The 16,253-nt window shown below is 66.4% G+C and carries 13 protein-coding genes; 1 reads left to right on the top strand and 12 read right to left on the bottom strand.

The genetic code is table 11. The annotated features are described in order from the left end of the window. Window positions 1–9: 9 nt before the first annotated feature. The 12 genes from bamA to dnaE all read right to left on the bottom strand — a co-directional run bounded on the left by bamA (window position 10) and on the right by dnaE (window position 14,752). Complete coding sequence (bamA, locus tag ACW178_RS09230; RefSeq protein ID WP_054765561.1) at window positions 10–2,424, bottom strand: outer membrane protein assembly factor BamA; 2,415 nt, start codon at window positions 2,422–2,424, stop codon at window positions 10–12. 29 nt (window positions 2,425–2,453) lie between these two features. Further along, complete coding sequence (locus tag ACW178_RS09225; RefSeq protein WP_183215710.1) at window positions 2,454–3,671, bottom strand: M50 family metallopeptidase; 1,218 nt, start codon at window positions 3,669–3,671, stop codon at window positions 2,454–2,456. A 23-nt stretch (window positions 3,672–3,694) separates the two neighbouring features. Further along, the gene (dxr, locus tag ACW178_RS09220) at window positions 3,695–4,891 is read right to left on the bottom strand and encodes a 1-deoxy-D-xylulose-5-phosphate reductoisomerase (RefSeq protein ID WP_054765559.1); all 1,197 of its coding nucleotides are present in this window, start codon (window positions 4,889–4,891) and stop codon (window positions 3,695–3,697) included. Continuing rightward, complete coding sequence (locus ACW178_RS09215; RefSeq protein WP_191558399.1) at window positions 4,888–5,709, bottom strand: phosphatidate cytidylyltransferase; 822 nt, start codon at window positions 5,707–5,709, stop codon at window positions 4,888–4,890. The genes dxr and ACW178_RS09215 overlap by 4 nt, the downstream gene beginning before the upstream one ends. Then, window positions 5,709–6,470, bottom strand: a complete 762-nt coding sequence (uppS, locus tag ACW178_RS09210) for a polyprenyl diphosphate synthase (protein WP_054765557.1) — start codon at window positions 6,468–6,470, stop codon at window positions 5,709–5,711. Before uppS ends, ACW178_RS09215 begins: the two co-directional genes overlap by 1 nt. Window positions 6,471–6,504: 34 nt before the next feature. After that, window positions 6,505–7,062: a ribosome recycling factor gene (gene frr / locus ACW178_RS09205; protein ID WP_054765556.1), complete on the bottom strand. Its 558-nt coding sequence runs from the start codon at window positions 7,060–7,062 to the stop codon at window positions 6,505–6,507. Window positions 7,063–7,101: 39 nt separating this feature from the next. Then, window positions 7,102–7,836: a UMP kinase gene (gene pyrH, locus ACW178_RS09200; protein ID WP_054765555.1), complete on the bottom strand. Its 735-nt coding sequence runs from the start codon at window positions 7,834–7,836 to the stop codon at window positions 7,102–7,104. 125 nt (window positions 7,837–7,961) lie between these two features. Continuing rightward, window positions 7,962–8,903, bottom strand: coding sequence for a translation elongation factor Ts (gene tsf, locus ACW178_RS09195; RefSeq protein WP_287104485.1), 942 nt, complete (start codon window positions 8,901–8,903; stop codon window positions 7,962–7,964). A gap of 102 nt (window positions 8,904–9,005) precedes the next feature. Next, entirely contained in the window at window positions 9,006–9,890 is an 885-nt protein-coding gene (gene rpsB, locus ACW178_RS09190; protein WP_182714651.1) for a 30S ribosomal protein S2, read from the bottom strand. A 224-nt stretch (window positions 9,891–10,114) separates the two neighbouring features. Beyond that, window positions 10,115–10,708, bottom strand: coding sequence for a DUF4142 domain-containing protein (locus ACW178_RS09185; RefSeq protein ID WP_054765552.1), 594 nt, complete (start codon window positions 10,706–10,708; stop codon window positions 10,115–10,117). A gap of 97 nt (window positions 10,709–10,805) precedes the next feature. Then, window positions 10,806–11,291 carry a DUF3224 domain-containing protein gene (locus tag ACW178_RS09180; RefSeq protein ID WP_287104487.1) on the bottom strand — a complete coding sequence of 162 codons (486 nt, stop codon included), beginning with the start codon at window positions 11,289–11,291 and terminating at the stop codon, window positions 10,806–10,808. Then, window positions 11,291–14,752: a DNA polymerase III subunit alpha gene (dnaE, locus tag ACW178_RS09175; protein WP_464158388.1), complete on the bottom strand. Its 3,462-nt coding sequence runs from the start codon at window positions 14,750–14,752 to the stop codon at window positions 11,291–11,293. The genes ACW178_RS09180 and dnaE overlap by 1 nt, the downstream gene beginning before the upstream one ends. A 488-nt stretch (window positions 14,753–15,240) precedes the next feature. On the opposite strand from dnaE, the gene msrA reads away from it, so the two are divergent. Beyond that, on the top strand, window positions 15,241–15,873 hold the full coding sequence (gene msrA, locus ACW178_RS09170) for a peptide-methionine (S)-S-oxide reductase MsrA (RefSeq protein WP_492024486.1): 633 nt from the start codon (window positions 15,241–15,243) through the stop codon (window positions 15,871–15,873). The last annotated feature ends 380 nt before the right edge of the window (window positions 15,874–16,253 follow it).

Genomic DNA, 16,253 nt, shown 5'->3' with positions numbered 1-16,253 from the left:
GTCGCTTCCTTAGAATTGGGTGGAGGTCGAGAAGCGGAAGGATTCCGTCTTGTCGTAGTCTTCCTTGGACAGGACCTTTGAGATGTCGAACCGGATCGGGCCCATCGGCGACTTCCAGTGGATGCTGACGCCGGCGGAAGCCCGCAGCGACAGCTCGTCGGCGATGGTGGTGTCGACCGTACCGGTCGAGGTCAGCTTATAGCGGTCATCCAGAACTCCCAGGGTGCCGACGTCGGCGAACAGGGAGGTCTTGATGCCGTACTGTTCGGGCAGATAGTTGGGCACGGTCAGTTCGACGGTGCCGATGGCGTAGAAGTTGCCGCCCAGGGCGTCGGTCGTATCCAGATCACGCGGCCCCATGCCGGCGGTTTCGAAGCCGCGGAAGCTGTTGCCGCCCTTGAAGAAGCGATCGTTGATGCGGATCGGGTCGCCGTTCCAGCCGCTGACATAGCCGGTGGAGCCTTGAAGGCTGACGATCCAGCGCGGGGTGATGCCGTAGTACCAGGCGGCGTCCGCCTCGGTCTTCACATAGTTGACGTCGCCGCCCAGGCCCGCGAAGTCCTGACGCAAGGAGCCGGACCAGCCGCGCGTCGGCCGGATCGGATCGTTGGTGTAGTTCATCTGAAGCGTATAGCCCGCAGACGAGTTGATGTAGCTGCCCACCTGGTCGCACAGGGCCGACGAGCCGCTGCCGCTGGTGTTGCAATAGCCGGTCGGGACGATGATTTCGTCGGACTTCAGGAAGTAGCGGGTGCTGAGCCACATATTGCCGTTCAGCGGATAGGTCAGCCGCAGGCCGCCGCCGGTCGACCGGTAGTCGTAGGAGGAGTATTCGCTGAGGTCATAGCGCGAGTGGAACAGGTCCCAGCCCGCGCGCAGGTCGCGACCCAGGAATTTAGGCTCGGTGAAGCGGAAATCGACCTGTTGACGCAGCGAACCCCACTCCAGCCGGGCGACGACGTTCTGGCCCCGACCGCGGAAGTTCCGCTCTGAAATGCCCAGGTTCACCGTAAAGGAATCGACCGAGCTGAAGCCGGCCCCGACCGACAGTTCGCCGGTGGGCTGTTCCTGGACGTTGACGTTGACGATGCTCCGGTCCGGGGCGCTGCCGCGGGTCTCTTCGATCGTCACGTCCTTGAAGAAGCCCAGCGCGCGCAGATTGTTGCGCGACCGTTCCATCAGGGCGCGGTTGAAGGCGTCGCCTTCGGTCAGCATCAGCTCGCGCCGGATGACGGGATCGATGGTGCGGGTGTTGCCGACCACATTGATGCGGTCGATGTAGACCCGCTGGCCTTCTGAGACGTTGAAGGTGACGTCGACCGTATCGGTGTCGGGATTGGCGCGGTACGTCGGATTGATCTCGACGAAGGCGTAGCCGGCCGATCCCGCCGCAAAGGTCAAGGCGTCGACCGCCTGTTCGATCTTGTCGCTTTCGTACAGCTGGCCTTCGCGGATCGGCACCAGGGCCTTCAGGAACTGGGCGTTGAGGCGGTCGTTCTGAGTGACCACGTCGATCTTGCCGAAGTTGTACTTGTCGCCTTCGTTCAGCGTCAGGGTGATCTGGAAGGCCTGATTGTCCGGCTGAAGTTCCGCAACCGACGAAATGATGCGGAAGTCGTAATAGCCGCGGTTGGTGTAGAACTTGCGCAGCTGCTCCTGGTCGTACTCCAGCCGGTTGGGATCGTAATTGTCGTTGTTGGAGAAGAACTTCCACCACTGCGACCGCTCCGTCACCATGACGTCCCGGACGTCGTTGTCCGAAAAGGCCTTGTTACCCAGGACGTTGATGGCGCTGATGCCGGTCTGCGGCCCTTCGTTGATCTCAAAGATCACATCGACGCGGTTCTGCTCCAACTGAACCAGCTTGGGCGTCACCGTCGCCGAAATCCGGCCTTGCAGGCGGTAGAGCTCGACGATGGAGCCGACGTCCTCCTGAACCTTGGCGCGGGTGTAGATGCCACGCGGCTGGAGGGTGACCTCCTTGGTCAGCTTGTCCTGAGAGACGGCGCTGTTCCCCTCGAACACCACCTGGTTGATGATCGGGTTTTCGACGATCTGAACGATCAGATCGCCGTTCTGCACGCCCAACTGCACGTCGGCGAACAGGCCGGTCCGCGAAAGGGTGCGCACGGCCACGTCCAGCACGGCGGCGTCAACGGTGTCGCCGGGGCGGATCGGCAGATAGGACAGGACCGTGGTCTGGTCGATCCGCTGGGCGCCCTGGACGATGATCCGATTGACGGTCAGGGCCTGGGGCGCTGCGACCTCGACGCGCGGCGGCTGTTGCGGGGCCGCGCCCTCGGCAGCGGGCGCCGGAGCCGACTGAGCCAGGGCGGGAGCGGAAAAGCCCGCGGCCACGGCCAGCGCCAGGAGGCTGGATCGGGCGCTCAGTCGGACGGCGGCGCGAGATTTCATGTCGTTCATTCTGAAAACCATCGGGGGCTGGCGTCGGCTCACGAGACGAGCCCGCCGAGGAATTGGAAGAGGTTGAGCTTCTGTAGGTCGTTCCACGTCGCGAACAACATAAATCCCGCCAGAAGCGCAAGACCTGCGCGATAGCCCATCTCCTGATACCGCGCCGCCACGGGTCGCCGCGCCACGGCTTCATAGCCGTAGAAAAGCAGGTGGCCGCCGTCCAGAACCGGAATGGGCAAAAGATTTAGAAATCCGATTCCGATCGAAAGTATGGCGGCGAAGCTTGTCAGGGTGAGAAGGAGGTTGAGCGCCATCGCCTGAGGCGCGGGATCGGCCTCCACCGCCGCCGTGGTCAGGGCGCCGGTCGCCTTGGCGATCCCCAGCGGTCCGCTGAACTGATCGCCCGACTCCCGACCCGTGACCAGCCGCCCCAGATAGGTCAGGGTCGAGCCGATGATTTCGCCGGTCTGACGCACCCCCTCGGTCACGGCCTCGAGCGGCCCATAGCGGAGATGGCGGACATCGGCCCGGCTGGCGCCCAGCCCCAGGCCGATCCGACCCACCTTGATGCGGCCGGCGATCGGATCGTTTTCTTCCCGGCGCTCCGGCACCGCCACCAGTTCCACCGTCTGCGCGCCGCGCTCGACGGTGAAGCGAACCGGGTCGCCGGTGGACAGCATGACCGTCTGGGTCACCTCTCCCCCGTCCCGCACTGTTCGGCCGTTGACCCCGGTGATCAGGTCGCCCACCTGGAATCCGGCGGCGGCGGCGGGGGAACCGGCCTGAATCTGGGCCACCCGCGCCGGCCGGATCTGCGTGCCGATGGTCATGAAGACCAGGGCGAAGATCGAAATCGCCAGGATGAAGTTGGCCGCCGGGCCCGCGACGACGATCAGGGCGCGCTGCCAGACGGGTTTGAAATGAAAGTAGTCGCGTTCGGCCCCCGCACCGCCCTGGGCGACCAGGCGTTGGCGCAGTTCGGCCAGCCCGGCCTGATCGGGCACGCTGGATGCATCCAGATCGCCGGAGAATTTGACGTAGCCGCCGAGCGGCATCCAACCCAGCCGCCATTCGATCCCGTGGCGGTCGGTGCGGCTGAAGATCGCCCGGCCGAAGCCGATGGCGAACCGATCCACCTTCACGCCGAAGGCGCGGGCGACCAGGAAATGGCCCAGTTCATGGATGGTGACGATGAAGGTCAGCACCAGCAGGAACGGCACGATGTAGATCAGGATCTGACCCAGGGCGCCCAGCATCGTAAATCGTCTCCCCTGGCCGATCAGGCCGCGTTCGCCAGTCCGGCGATAATGGATCCGGCGATCCGTCGCGCCTCAGCATCGACCGAAAGGGCCGCGCTGCAGGCGTCTCCAGAGCCGAACACCATCCCCGCTTTCATCGCACGCTCAAGGGTTTCGGCGACGACTGCGGCAATATTGAGAAAGGCCAGCTTGCGGTCAAGAAAGGCGAAGGCCGCCATCTCATTGGCGGCGTTGAACACCGCCGGCGCCGCCCCGCCCGCCTTCAGGGCCTGACGGGCCAGGTCCAGGGCCGGAAACCGCGCCAGATCCGGCGCTTCGAACGTCAGCCGCCCCAGCGCCGGCAGGTCCAGCTTGGGCGCGGGCCAGGCGATCCGGTCAGGCCAGGCCAGGGCGCAGGCGATCGGCGTGCGCATGTCCGGCGGGCCCATCTGGGCCAGGGTCGAACCATCCACATATTCCACAAGGCTGTGGATGATCGATTCGGGGTGGACCACGACGTCGATCCGATCGGCGGGCATGGCGAACAGATAGGCCGCCTCGATCATCTCCAACCCCTTGTTGGCCATGGTCGCGCTGTCGACCGAGATCTTGGCGCCCATGCTCCAGTTGGGGTGGGCCACGGCCTGTTCCGGCGTGATCCCGATCATCTGGGCCCGCGGGGTCTGGCGAAAAGGCCCGCCCGAGGCGGTCAGCACCAGCTTGGCCACCCGCTCCGGCGCCTCGGCCGGAAACACCTGGAAGATGGCCGAATGTTCGGAATCGACCGGGATCAGCCGCCCGCCCGCCCGGTTCACGCGCTCGATCAGGGTCGCGCCGCAGCAGACCAGGCTTTCCTTGTTCGCCAGGGCCAGGGTCGCGCCGGTGTCGGCCGCCGCCCAGGCCGACTTCAGCCCCGCCGCTCCGACGATGGAGGCCATGACCCAGTCGACGGGACGGCTCGCCGCCTCGACGACCGCCGCCTCTCCCGCCGCCGCCCCCACGTCCGTGCCGGCCAGGGCGTCGCGAAGCTCGTCCAGACGCGCGGCGTCGGCGGTCACGGCCACACGCGGCTTCCAGCGCCGGGCCTGTTCAGCCAGCCGGGCGATGTTCGATCCGCCCGTCAGGGCCTCGACCTCAAAGGCGGCGGCCCCGCCCGCCTCGGCCTGGTCCATCAGATCCAGGGTGGACGAACCCACCGAGCCCGTGGAGCCCAGGACGGAGACGCGACGGCGGATCAAGACGCGCCCCGCTCGATCATCAGAACGATCAGCCGTCCGACGGCGACGACCACGACGGCGAACATCAGCCCGTCCACCCGATCGAGCAGGCCGCCGTGGCCGGGAATGGTGTTGCCCGCGTCCTTCACCCCGAAGCGCCGCTTCAGGCCCGATTCCCACAGGTCGCCCGCCATGGTCGCCAGGGCGGCCGCAAGACCCAGCACGCCGCCCCAGAATACGGTCAACCGCCCCATGTCGAACCATGCCGTCATGACGGCCCCGGCGACGGCGCCCGCGAGGATTCCCCCGACGAAGCCGGACCAGGTCTTGTTGGGCGAAAAGCGGGGCCACAGCTTGGGCCCGCCGAAGGTGGATCCGGCCAGATAGGCCAGGATGTCAGCGGACCAGGCGACGGCGAAGACCAGCACGGTCCAATGCAGGCCGACCGTGGCGTCCACGTCCCGCAACCAGATCAGCAGGACCGACGGCCAGCCCAGATAGAGGACCCCGTAGGCGGCGTCCAAGGCCTGTTGCCCCCGGCTGCGCGCATAGAGGCCGGCGGCGGCGGCGCCGAACACCAGCATCACGAACGCGACCGACATGACGCCGAAATAGGCGCTGACCACTGCGGCGACCACGCCCAGGCTGACGGCCCCGCCGATCAGGCGTCGCGCATGCGGGGCGCTCATCGCCGCCCATTCGAAGGCCAGAACGACGCTCGCGGCCGTGATCAGGGCCAGGAACCAGACGCCGCCGATCCAGGTCGCGGCCACAGCTGCCGGCGCCAGGACGGCGGCGGAGGCGGCCCGCAAGGCGATGTCGCGTCCCTTGACCGCCATCAGGCCGACACGCGCGCAGGCTCGACCGCACGACCGCCATAGCGGCGCTCGCGCTGCCGGAAGATCAGCACCGCCTCCTCCAGCGCCTTCGGTCCATAGTCGGGCCAGAGCACGTCCTGAAACACCAGTTCGGCATAGGCGGCTTCCCACAGCAGGAAGTTCGACAGCCGCTGCTCGCCCGAGGTGCGGATGATCAGGTCCAGCGGCGGCGAACCCGCCGTGGCCAGGCCGTCGGTGATGTCGGCCTCGCCGATCGGCTCGATCGTCTCGCCGGCCAGCATCCGCTGCATATGGCGACGGGCGGCGTCGATGAGGTCCGCACGGCCGCCGTAGTTGAAGGCGACCTGAAGCAGGAACCGATCATTGTGCGCGGTCTGGGCCTCGGCCCTTTCGATGATGGCGGCGATGTCGGCCGGAAGGCCCTCGCGACGGCCCAGAACCCTCAGGCGCACGCCCGCCTTTTCCAGACGGGCCAGATCGCTGGCCACATAGGTTCGCACCAGCCCCATCAGGTCCGAGACCTCGTCGGGGGGGCGGCTCCAGTTCTCGGTCGAAAAGCCGAAGACGGTCAGACACTGGATGCCCAGATCCGGCGCCGCCTGGATGGTGCGCTTCAGGGCCTGGACGCCCTCGCGATGGCCCACGGCGCGCGGCAGCCCGCGCGCCTTCGCCCAGCGACCGTTGCCGTCCATGATGATGGCGACATGGCGCGGTCCAGCGGGAGGACGCGAGCCTGAAGGCGCGGCGCTGTCTGCCGTCATCTGTCTTACGATCCCATCAGGCCCGGTCTGTCCGTCAGACCTGCATGATCTCTTGTTCCTTGGTCTTCAAGGCTTCGTCGATACGCTTGATGGCCGCATCCGTCTCCTTCTGAACTTCGGTCTCCAGCTTCTTCTGTTCGTCCTGGCTGATCTCGCCGGCCTTTTCGGCCTTTTTGAAGTCGTCATTGGCGTCGCGGCGGACGTTGCGAACGGCGATCTTCTGCTGTTCGGCGTACTTGCCCGCCAGCTTGACCAGATCCTTGCGGCGTTCCTCCGTCAGGGGCGGGATCGGAATACGCAGGGTCTGGCCGTCGACGATGGGGTTCAGGCCCAGATTGGCGTTGCGGATCGCCTTTTCGACCGAGACCACCATCCCCTTGTCCCAGACGTTGACCGTGATCATGCGCGGCTCGGGCACGCTGATGGCCGCGACGGCCGTCAGCGGCGAGGTCGAGCCGTAGGCCTCGACCCGCACGGGTTCCAGGAGGCCGGCGTTGGCGCGTCCGGTCCGCAGGCCGCTGAATTCTTCCTTCAGGGCGGCGACCGCCTTGTCCATGCGGTCGCGGTAGGTCTTCACGTCAGGCTTGGCCATGGTCTTGGTCTCTCTCGTCTCTATTCGTCGTCCGAACGATCAGCCGCGGTCCTGGATGATCGTGCAGGTGCCCTCGCCCGTCAGGGTCCGGCGCAGGGAATCGTCTTCGCGAATGGAGAAGACGACGATCGGAATGCCCGTATCGCGCATCATGGCGATGGCGGAAGCGTCCATCACCCGCAGGTCCTTGGCCAGAACGTCCTGATAGGTCAGGGTGTCATAGCGGGTCGCGGTCGGGTCCTTCTTGGGGTCGGCCGTATAGACGCCGTCCACGCTGGTGCCCTTCAAGAGGGCGTCGCAGCCCATTTCGGCGGCGCGCAGGGCCGCGCCGGAATCGGTGGTGAAGAAGGGCGCGCCCACCCCGGCGGCGAAGATCACCACCCGGCCCTTTTCCAGATGACGCAGGGCGCGGCGGCGAATGTAGGGTTCGGCGATGGCGGCCATCGGAATGGCGCTCTGCACCCGGGTCGAGACGCCGATCTTCTCCAGAGCCGACTGCATGGCCAGGGCGTTCATGATGGTGGCCAGCATGCCCATATAGTCGGCCTGGGCCCGCTCCATGCCGGCGGCCGCCTTGGACAGGCCGCGGAAGATGTTGCCCCCGCCGATCACCAGACAGATTTCCACGCCCTCGGCCGCCACCTGGGCCACGGCCTTGGCGACCGTGTCCACCGTCTTCATGTCCACGCCGAACGCCTGGTCGCCCATCAGCACCTCGCCGGACACCTTGAGCAGGACGCGCTTGTAGCGGAAGTTCGACGGGGCGTCGGGCATGCGGTGTGGTCCGTTGTCTGCGGCGCCGTTGAATCAGGCGACTTCTTATAGACGAAGGGCGCGCCGGCCATCAAAGCCGAACGCGCCCCTCTGATACAAAACCCTCACGAATGAGGGAAAGGATCTTAGTTTCCGCCCATCATGGAGGCGACTTCCGACGCGAAATCGGGTCCTTCGACCTTCTCCACGCCCTCGCCCAGAGCCAGGCGGACAAAGCCCGCCAGGTGCAGGTTGGACGAGCCCAGTTCCTTGGCCGAGTTGGCGACCAGCTGTTCGATGGTCACGTCCGGATCCATGACGAACGGCTGCTTGGTCAGCACCACGTCCTTCTGGAACTTGTTGATCTGGCCTTCCACGATCTTCTCGATCATGTTTTCCGGACGACCTTCTTCCTTGGCCTTTTCGATCAGGACGGCGCGTTCCTTTTCGATGGCGGCCGGATCCAGATCGTCGGTGTTCAGCGACAGCGGCGCCGTGGCGGCGACGTGCATGGCGATCTTGCGGCCCAGGTCGCGCAGGGCGGTCTTGTCGCCCTCGCCTTCCAGAGCCACCAGAACGCCGATACGGCCGACGCCCGGCGAAACGGCGTTGTGGACATAGGTCGCAACCACGCCTTGCGACACCGACAGACGGGCCGCGCGGCGCAGCTGCATGTTTTCGCCGACGGTGGCGATCAGGTTGGTCACCTCGTCCTGGACGGTCTTGCCGGCTTCCAGCTCGGCGCCGTGCAGAGCCTCGACCGTGTGGTGCTCAAGGCCCAGCTGGGCGAAGGCCTTGGCGGCGTTCTGAAACAGTTCGTTGCGGGCGACGAAGTCGGTTTCCGCATTGAACTCGATGGCGGCGGCGACTTCGCCCTTGCCGTCTTCCTTGGACGCCACGGCGACCAGACCTTCGGCGGCGACGCGGTCGGCCTTCTTGGCGGCCTTGGACAGGCCCTTGGCGCGCAGCCAGTCGATGGCGGCTTCGATATTGCCGTCATTTTCCTGCAGGGCCTTCTTGCAGTCCATCATGCCGACGCCCGAACGCTCGCGAAGTTCCTTCACGAGGGCGGCAGTGATCTCGGCCATGTTCTTCTCCTTGGGGGATTCGTATGTGGTAACGGCCGGGCTGACTTAGCCCGGCCGTGTGTCAGTTCAACGCACGGCCCTCGTCTTGAAGGCCGTCGGGCCTCAGCCCGCAGCCTGTTCGGTCTCGACCGCGTCCAGAGCCGCCGTATTGGCCGAGGCGTCGTCCGAGGCCAGCAGCTCTTCGGCAACCGCTTCCGTACCGGCCGGCGCGGGCTCGGCTTCGGCCGGGGCCGAGGCTTCGCGCAGCATCGGCTCGACCGGGGCTTCCGAGGCGCCCAGGTCGATGCCCGAGGCCGAGGCGCCGGCGGCCAGACCGTCCAGGACGGCGTCGGCGATCAGGTCGCAGTAGGTCTGGATGGCGCGGGCGGCGTCGTCATTGCCCGGCACCGGATAGGTGATGCCGTCCGGGTCCGAGTTGGTGTCCAGGATGGCGATGATCGGGATGTTCAGCTTGCGGGCTTCCTGGATCGCGATCGCTTCCTTGTTGGTGTCGATCACGAACATGATGTCCGGAATGGAGCCCATGTCCTTAATGCCGCCCAGCGACAGTTCCAGCTTGTCCTTCTCGCGCTGCAGGTTCAGCAGCTCCTTCTTGACCCGGCCTTCGCCGCCGTTGGCCAGGATGGTTTCCAGCTCGCGCAGACGAGCGATCGAACCCGAGACGGTGCGCCAGTTGGTCAGGGTGCCGCCCAGCCAGCGGTTGTTCATATAGTATTGGGCGCAGCGCTTGGCGGCTTCGGCGACCGGCTCGGCGGCCTGGCGCTTGGTGCCGACGAACAGGACGCGGCCGCCCTTGGCGGCGACGTCGCGCACCGCCACCAGGGCCTGGTGGAACAGCGGCATCGTCTGCGACAGGTCGATGATGTGGATGTTCGAGCGCGAGCCGAAGATGTAGCGGTCCATCTTCGGGTTCCAGCGGTGCGTCTGGTGGCCGAAGTGGGCGCCCGCTTCCAGCAGGGTGCGCATCGAGAATTCAGGCAGAGCCATGATCGTTCAGTCCTTTTTCCGATCTAACGTGGCGCGGGGATTAAAGGTCTGAAAGACCCTCGGAATGGAGCGGAGCGGGATGTCTCCCCGAACCGCGCCTCGCCCGCGTTGCGAAGTGCGGGGGCCATGTAGTCGGGATGGCCCGCAATAGCAAGCGCCGCGTGAACAGGACGAAGGGCGGCCCCGTCAAAAGCCGCCCTTCCACCTGCGATCCTAGGACCGTCTTACATGCCGTTGACCAGGGCCTGAGCCCGGTCGCGGTGGGTGGTGATGGTCGGGATCATCTCCCGCGCCAGGGTGGCCAGGGCCGGGGCGTCGCTGTTGTCGGAGAAGCCGTTCAACAGGGTCAGGGTTTCATTATGGGCCGCGACCTGCTGGTCCAGATAGACCTTGTTGAAGTCGTCCGGGGCGGCGGCGTTCAGATTGTCGATCAGACCCTGGCGGCGCTGGTCCAGCATGGTCGGCACGGTCACGTCCGGCGCGGCGGTCGCAGCGGTCGATTTCAGCTTGTCGCCCGCGGCCATGTGATCCTTCTCGATCATGGCGGCCAAGGCCTTGACGTCGGCGTTGTTCGACTTGGCCTGGGCGATCTTGGCGGCCTCGATCTCATACATGTTGCCGACCGCCAGATTGGTGACGAAGCCGTCCACCGTATTGGCGCCCAGGGTGGCCGCCGAAGTCTGGCCCACCATGCCGGACGTCGCGTCCTGGGTGGCGTTCACGGCTTCGCCGGTGTTCTGGGCCGCAGTGTCGCCGCCTTGGTTACAGGCCGCGAGAAGAGCCAGCGACGCGGCGCCGGCGAGAACGAGATTTTTCATGGAACAGTCTCCCTATGGACTGCCAAAACCCGCCCCGCCGCTGTCAGGTTCCGAAAATTCACAAGCTTCGCCATAGGCTTGGCTGTATATGGCGGCCTCAGGGCAGGCTGTATTCCAGCTCGTAGCGGTGGACGCCGCCCTCGATCTTCAGATGAAAGACGCCCGCAATCCCAGCTAGTTCGCCTTCGCCGGAACCGGGGACGATGGTGATCAGAAGATCCTGAGCGCCCGCCTCCATGACGCCCCGATGGACCAGGGCGAAGGCGCCGCGTCGCCCCTCCAGAATGCCGGACACCCGCTCCATGGCGACATAGGCGCCCGAGCCGTCCTTGAGCAGCCCCAGCATCTCGCCCGCGCCCTCGCCCTGCAGATCCCCGTGAAAGGTCTTGGCCAAACGCATCCGGCCGGGCGCGCCGCCGGGCGCATCGGCGTCTGGAGCGATCGGCGTGATCTGAACCTCGAAGGTTCCGACGGCGTGGGACATGGTCTGGCTCCTTGAGGCGGTGATCGGCTGGAGGGGCGGAGCGCCCGAAGGATCGGCCCCCGCCAGACCCAGGGCGAGGATCAGACCGCAAGCCGACATCAGGCGTCCTCCAGCATCAGGACGCCGGGCGCGGACTTCAGAGCGCCGCGCAGGGCGCCGTCCAGACGATAACGGCCGGGCAGTTTGATCTCGACCTCCTGACGACCGTCCAGCGAAGCGACCAGGGCGATCTCCCCGCCCTTGCCGATGGCGCCGGACCGGGCCCGCTCCAGACGAGTCTTCAGGGCCTCGGCGTCGGCGCTGCGGGCCGAGACGTGGATCCGCAGGCCGATGTTGGCGTCATCCAGCAGATTGTCCATCCGGCTGGCGTCGTCGCCGAAGAACCGCACCTCGCCCTCGGACGCCTTGGCGCGCACGCGCACCATGACGGTGGCGCCGGGCTCCAGCACCTCGCGGCATTTGCGCAGCTGTTCGGGCGGGAACAGGCATTCGAACTCGCCCGTCGGATCGGAGAAGGTGACGAAGGCGAACTTCTCGCCGGTGCGGGCGCTGGCGCGCTCTTGCCGGCGACGCACCACACCGGCCATCTGGAAGGCTTCATGGCCGCCCTCCGCCAGGGGAATGGCCTCGGCGACGAAGGTGACGCGCTTGCGCTTCAGGGCCGAACTCATCTCGTCCAGCGGATGGCCCGACAGATAGAAGCCGACGGCGGAGAGTTCGTGATCCAGCCGCTCCGGCCCGACCCAGGGCTCCACGCTCTTCAGACGGGGCCGGCCGACATGGGCCTGGTCTCCGCCGAACAGGCTGACCTGGGACGAGGCGCGTTCGGCCGCCACGCTCTGGCAATAGGCCATCAGGACGTCGGCCTGTTCGACCAGCTGGCGGCGGTTCGGGTGGATGCTGTCGAAGGCCCCGGCCTTGGCCAGGCCTTCCAGCGCCCGCTTGTTGACGCTGCGCGGATCGACCCGCTCCAGGAAGTCGAAGATGTCGGCGAAGCGGCCGCCGGTCTCGCGCACCTCGATGACGTGGCGCATGGCCTCCAGCCCCACGTTGCGGATGGCGCCGAGCGCATAGAGGACAGACCCCTGCCCCTCCTCCCAGGCCACGTCGAAGTCGGCCGAGGAGCGGTTGATGTCGGGCGGGAGGACCGGCACGTCAAACCGTTTGGCGTCCTGGTAGAAGACCGCCAGCTTGTCGGTGTTCGACAGATCCAGGCTCATCGAGGCGGCGAAGAACTCCACCGGATGATTGGCCTTGAGCCAGCCCGTCTGGAAGGAAATCAGGGCGTAGGCGGCGGCGTGCGACTTGTTGAAGCCGTAGCCGGCGAACTTGGCCACCAGGTCGAAGATGGAGCCGGACTGGCTTTCGGGGACGGATTTTTCCAGAGCGCCCTTGATGAAGCGCGCCCGCTGGAAGTCCATCTCCTCCTTCTTCTTCTTGCCCATGGCGCGACGCAGCAGGTCGGCCTCGCCCAGGCTGTAGCCCGCCAGGATCTGGGCGATCTTCATCACCTGTTCCTGGTAGATGATGACGCCGTAGGTCTCGGTCAGCACCTCCTTCAGACTGGGGTGCAGATAGTCGACCTCGGCCCGGCCGAACTTCCGGTCGATATAGGTGTCGATCATCTCCATCGGCCCCGGCCGATAGAGGGAGATCAGGGCGGTGATCTCCTCGATGGAGCCGCAGCGCATCTTGCGCAGGGTGTCGCGCATGCCCTGGGATTCCAGCTGGAACACGCCGACCGTCTGGCCCGAAGCCATCAGCTCATAGGTCTTGGCGTCGTCCAGCGGCAGCTGGTTCCAGACCGGGGCGGCGCCGCGCCGGGACAGATAGCCGTGCGCCCGATCCAGGGTCGTCAGGGTCTTCAGGCCCAGGAAGTCGAACTTGACCAGGCCGGCCGGCTCGACCCACTTCATGTTGAACTGGCTGGCCGGAATGGTGGAGCGGGGGTCCTGGTACAGGGGCACCAGCTCGACCAGGGGGCGGTCGCCGATGACGATGCCGGCGGCGTGGGTCGAGGCGTTGCGGTACAGCCCCTCCAGCTCCAGCGCCGTCTCCAGCAGGGTGCGAACCGCCGGTTCGGCGTCCCTCGCCTCCTTCAGGCGCGGCTCCAGATCGATGGCCTGGGCCAGGGTGACGGGATTGGCCGGATTGTTCGGCACCATCTTGCAGAGCCGGTCCACCTGCCCCAACGGCATCTGCAGCACCCGACCGACGTCTCGCAGCACGGCGCGGGCCTGAAGCGTGCCGAAGGTGATGATCTGGGCCACCCGGTCCTTGCCGTAATGGGCCTGGACATAGTCGATCACCTCTTCGCGCCGCTCCTGGCAGAAGTCGATGTCGAAGTCGGGCATGGAGACCCGTTCGGGGTTCAGGAACCGTTCGAACAGCAGGCCGAACCGCAAGGGGTCCAAATCGGTGATGGTCAGGGACCAGGCGACCAGCGACCCCGCCCCGGAGCCCCGCCCCGGCCCCACCGGGATGCCGTGCTCCTTGGCCCATTTGATGAAGTCCGACACGATCAGGAAATAGCCGGGGAAGCCCATCTGCTGGATGATGCCGACCTCCCATTCCAGCCGGGTCCAGTAGTCGTCCTCCGGCACGGCGGGCGGGACCTGCTGAAGCCGGAGCTTCAACCCCTCGCGCGCCTGGTGGGCCAGTTCGTCGGCCTCCGACCGCCCCGCCCCGGTGTCGAAGCGCGGCAGGATGGGCGCATGGGTCTTGACCAGGAAGGCGCAGCGCCGGGCTATGTCGATGGTGTTGTCGCAGGCCTCGGGCAGGTCGGCGAACAGAACCCGCATGGCCTCAGCCGATTTGAACCAGTGTTCCCCGGTGATCCGGCGGCGGTCCTCCTGGCCGGTGAAGGCGCCGTCGGCGATGCACAACAGGGCGTCGTGAGACTTCGCCTGGGCCGCCTTGGCGTAATAGACGTCGTTGGTGGCGACCAGGGGCGCGTCATTGTCATAAGCCCACTGGACCAGACCCGGCTCAGCGCGCCGTTCGTCCTCCAGGCCGTGGCGCTGAAGCTCGACATAGAAGCGGTCGCCGAAGACGGACTTCATCGCCGCCAAGGCGGCGGCGCCCTCCCCGGACTTGCCCTGGGCAAACAGGGGATCAATCGGGCCGTCGGGGCCGCCCGACAGCAGGATCAGGCCTTCAGAGCGGGCCGCCACCATGCTCCAGGCCACGCCCGGCTCGGCCATCTCGCCGGCCTCCAGATAGGCCGCCGAGGACAGGGCGCACAGATTGCGCCAGCCCGTCTCGTTCTGGACCAGCAGAACCACCGTCGGCGTCTTGGCCCAGCGCACGGCCTGCTGACCGCCGATCCCCAGGACCGGAAGGGCGCAGCCGACGATGGGCTGAACCCCGGCGTCCTTGGTGGACTGGCTGAACTCCAGGGCGCCGAACAGGTTGGACCGGTCCGTGATCGCCACCGCCGGCATGCCCGCCTCGGCCGCCATCTTGCCCAGCTTGCCGGCCTTGATCGCGCCCTCCAGCAGGGAATAGGCCGAGCGGACCCGCAGATGGACGAAGCCCTGACTGTTCACCGTTTCGCTCACTGCACCTTCCGCCTCTCGCGTCGCCGATCAGGGGCGCATACGCCATCTTGGACCGAGTCTCACATCGTCGCGCGCGGAGACACCGCAAACCGCCCCAGAGACGGCCGATCTCGGCCCCCGGCTGTGGATAGAGGCTAGGGCCAGTCGGGGAAAAAACAGTGTCCGAACTGTCCGATCTGTCCGAAACCTCCGCCTAAGTCTTTGATCTGTTGAAAACCGACAGTCGGACTGTCGGCCGATGTGTCCGATTTCAGGCGGTGACGCTGAAGGCCAGGGTCCAGACCATCCAGACGAAGCCCCCGCACGAGGCCAACGACAACAGGTCTCTCATCAAACGCGGCATTACGGTTCATCCCCAATGAATAATGTTCCCGTCTTGTTCTATGTTCACCTCTTGTTCGCGTCAACCCCACACTTATCCACAGGGGCGTTCCGTACGAAACCACTCACGCGCGTCCGTCGTATGTAGAGCAAGCAGGGAGACGACCATGCTCAAATCAAAGATCCGCCCGACCGGCGTCGGAGCCATCGTCGCGGGACTCGTTCTGCTCGCCCTGCCCCGTGCGGCGGCCGACGCCCAGGCCCGCGACGCGCCTCGATTTCAGACGGCGGTCTTCGCCGGAGGCTGCTTCTGGTCTGAGGAAAAGGCGTTCGACGGCCTGCCCGGCGTCCGGTCGGCGGTGTCGGGCTTCGTCGGGGGCCATATGGCCAATCCCACCTATGAACAGGTGGTGCGCGGCGGGACCGGCCATATGGAGGCGGTCCAGGTGACCTTCGATCCGCGCGTGGTCAGCTATCGCGCCCTGGTCGACCGCTATTGGCGCACAATCGACCCGACCGATCCGGACGGACAATTCTGCGACCGAGGCCCCTCCTATCGAACCGCCGTCTTCGCCACGGCGGATCAGCGCGCAGCGGCGGTGGCTTCGCGCGATGCGGCCATGCGGCTGCTGGGCAAGAGCTTCACCACCCCGGTCGTCGGCGCCCAGAGGTTCTGGCCCGCCGGCCCGGAGCATCAGGACTACGCCCGCCGCCACCGCGCCCATTATGAGGCCTACCGCCAGGGTTGCCGCCGTCCCCAGCAACTGCGGGCCATCTGGGGCGACGCGGCGGTGGGGTGAGGCAGGCGGGCCATCAGTAGGCCTAGGGCCAATCGACATTGGGCCTGCCGCCGTCCTGCCGGGCGGCGCGCAGCCGCCAACCCAAGAGAGGCGCCTCGGGCGTTGAAGACTCTATTCCATTGAGTGTCAGTCTTCCATTGAATGTCGGTCTTCCTTCCCGCGTCAGCGGAAGGGAAACCGTCTGGCGGCGGAACGCCGATTGAGGTGGGTTCATCACAACGGAGCACGACGAGATCACGGCGAACACGGCGCGTACTGATGGCGTCGTGACCGCTGTGAATGCGCCGTGCTCGCCGTGATGAACCCGCTCGCCGCATCAAGGCCCTCTGACGCGGAAAGAGCGGCCTGACCGCAGTAGGCTGAATGTCGATTGAACCTAG

This window comes from Brevundimonas sp. AVps4 (genome assembly GCF_058681525.1).
The sequence above is the reverse complement of the archived record's forward strand: the minus strand, read 5'-3'. Positions and strand labels throughout refer to the sequence as shown.

What these genes read in the sequence shown, in the direction of transcription:
- bamA (WP_054765561.1), bottom strand. Translation starts at nt 2,424, where the DNA reads ATGAACGACATGAAATCTCGCGCCGCCGTCCGACTGAGCGCCCGATCC.
- ACW178_RS09225 (WP_183215710.1), bottom strand. Translation starts at nt 3,671, where the DNA reads ATGCTGGGCGCCCTGGGTCAGATCCTGATCTACATCGTGCCGTTCCTG.
- ACW178_RS09215 (WP_191558399.1), bottom strand. Translation starts at nt 5,709, where the DNA reads ATGGCGGTCAAGGGACGCGACATCGCCTTGCGGGCCGCCTCCGCCGCC.
- uppS (WP_054765557.1), bottom strand. Translation starts at nt 6,470, where the DNA reads ATGACGGCAGACAGCGCCGCGCCTTCAGGCTCGCGTCCTCCCGCTGGA.
- frr (WP_054765556.1), bottom strand. Translation starts at nt 7,062, where the DNA reads ATGGCCAAGCCTGACGTGAAGACCTACCGCGACCGCATGGACAAGGCG.
- pyrH (WP_054765555.1), bottom strand. Translation starts at nt 7,836, where the DNA reads ATGCCCGACGCCCCGTCGAACTTCCGCTACAAGCGCGTCCTGCTCAAG.
- tsf (WP_287104485.1), bottom strand. Translation starts at nt 8,903, where the DNA reads ATGGCCGAGATCACTGCCGCCCTCGTGAAGGAACTTCGCGAGCGTTCG.
- rpsB (WP_182714651.1), bottom strand. Translation starts at nt 9,890, where the DNA reads ATGGCTCTGCCTGAATTCTCGATGCGCACCCTGCTGGAAGCGGGCGCC.
- ACW178_RS09185 (WP_054765552.1), bottom strand. Translation starts at nt 10,708, where the DNA reads ATGAAAAATCTCGTTCTCGCCGGCGCCGCGTCGCTGGCTCTTCTCGCG.
- ACW178_RS09180 (WP_287104487.1), bottom strand. Translation starts at nt 11,291, where the DNA reads ATGTCGGCTTGCGGTCTGATCCTCGCCCTGGGTCTGGCGGGGGCCGAT.
- msrA (WP_492024486.1), top strand. Translation starts at nt 15,241, where the DNA reads ATGCTCAAATCAAAGATCCGCCCGACCGGCGTCGGAGCCATCGTCGCG.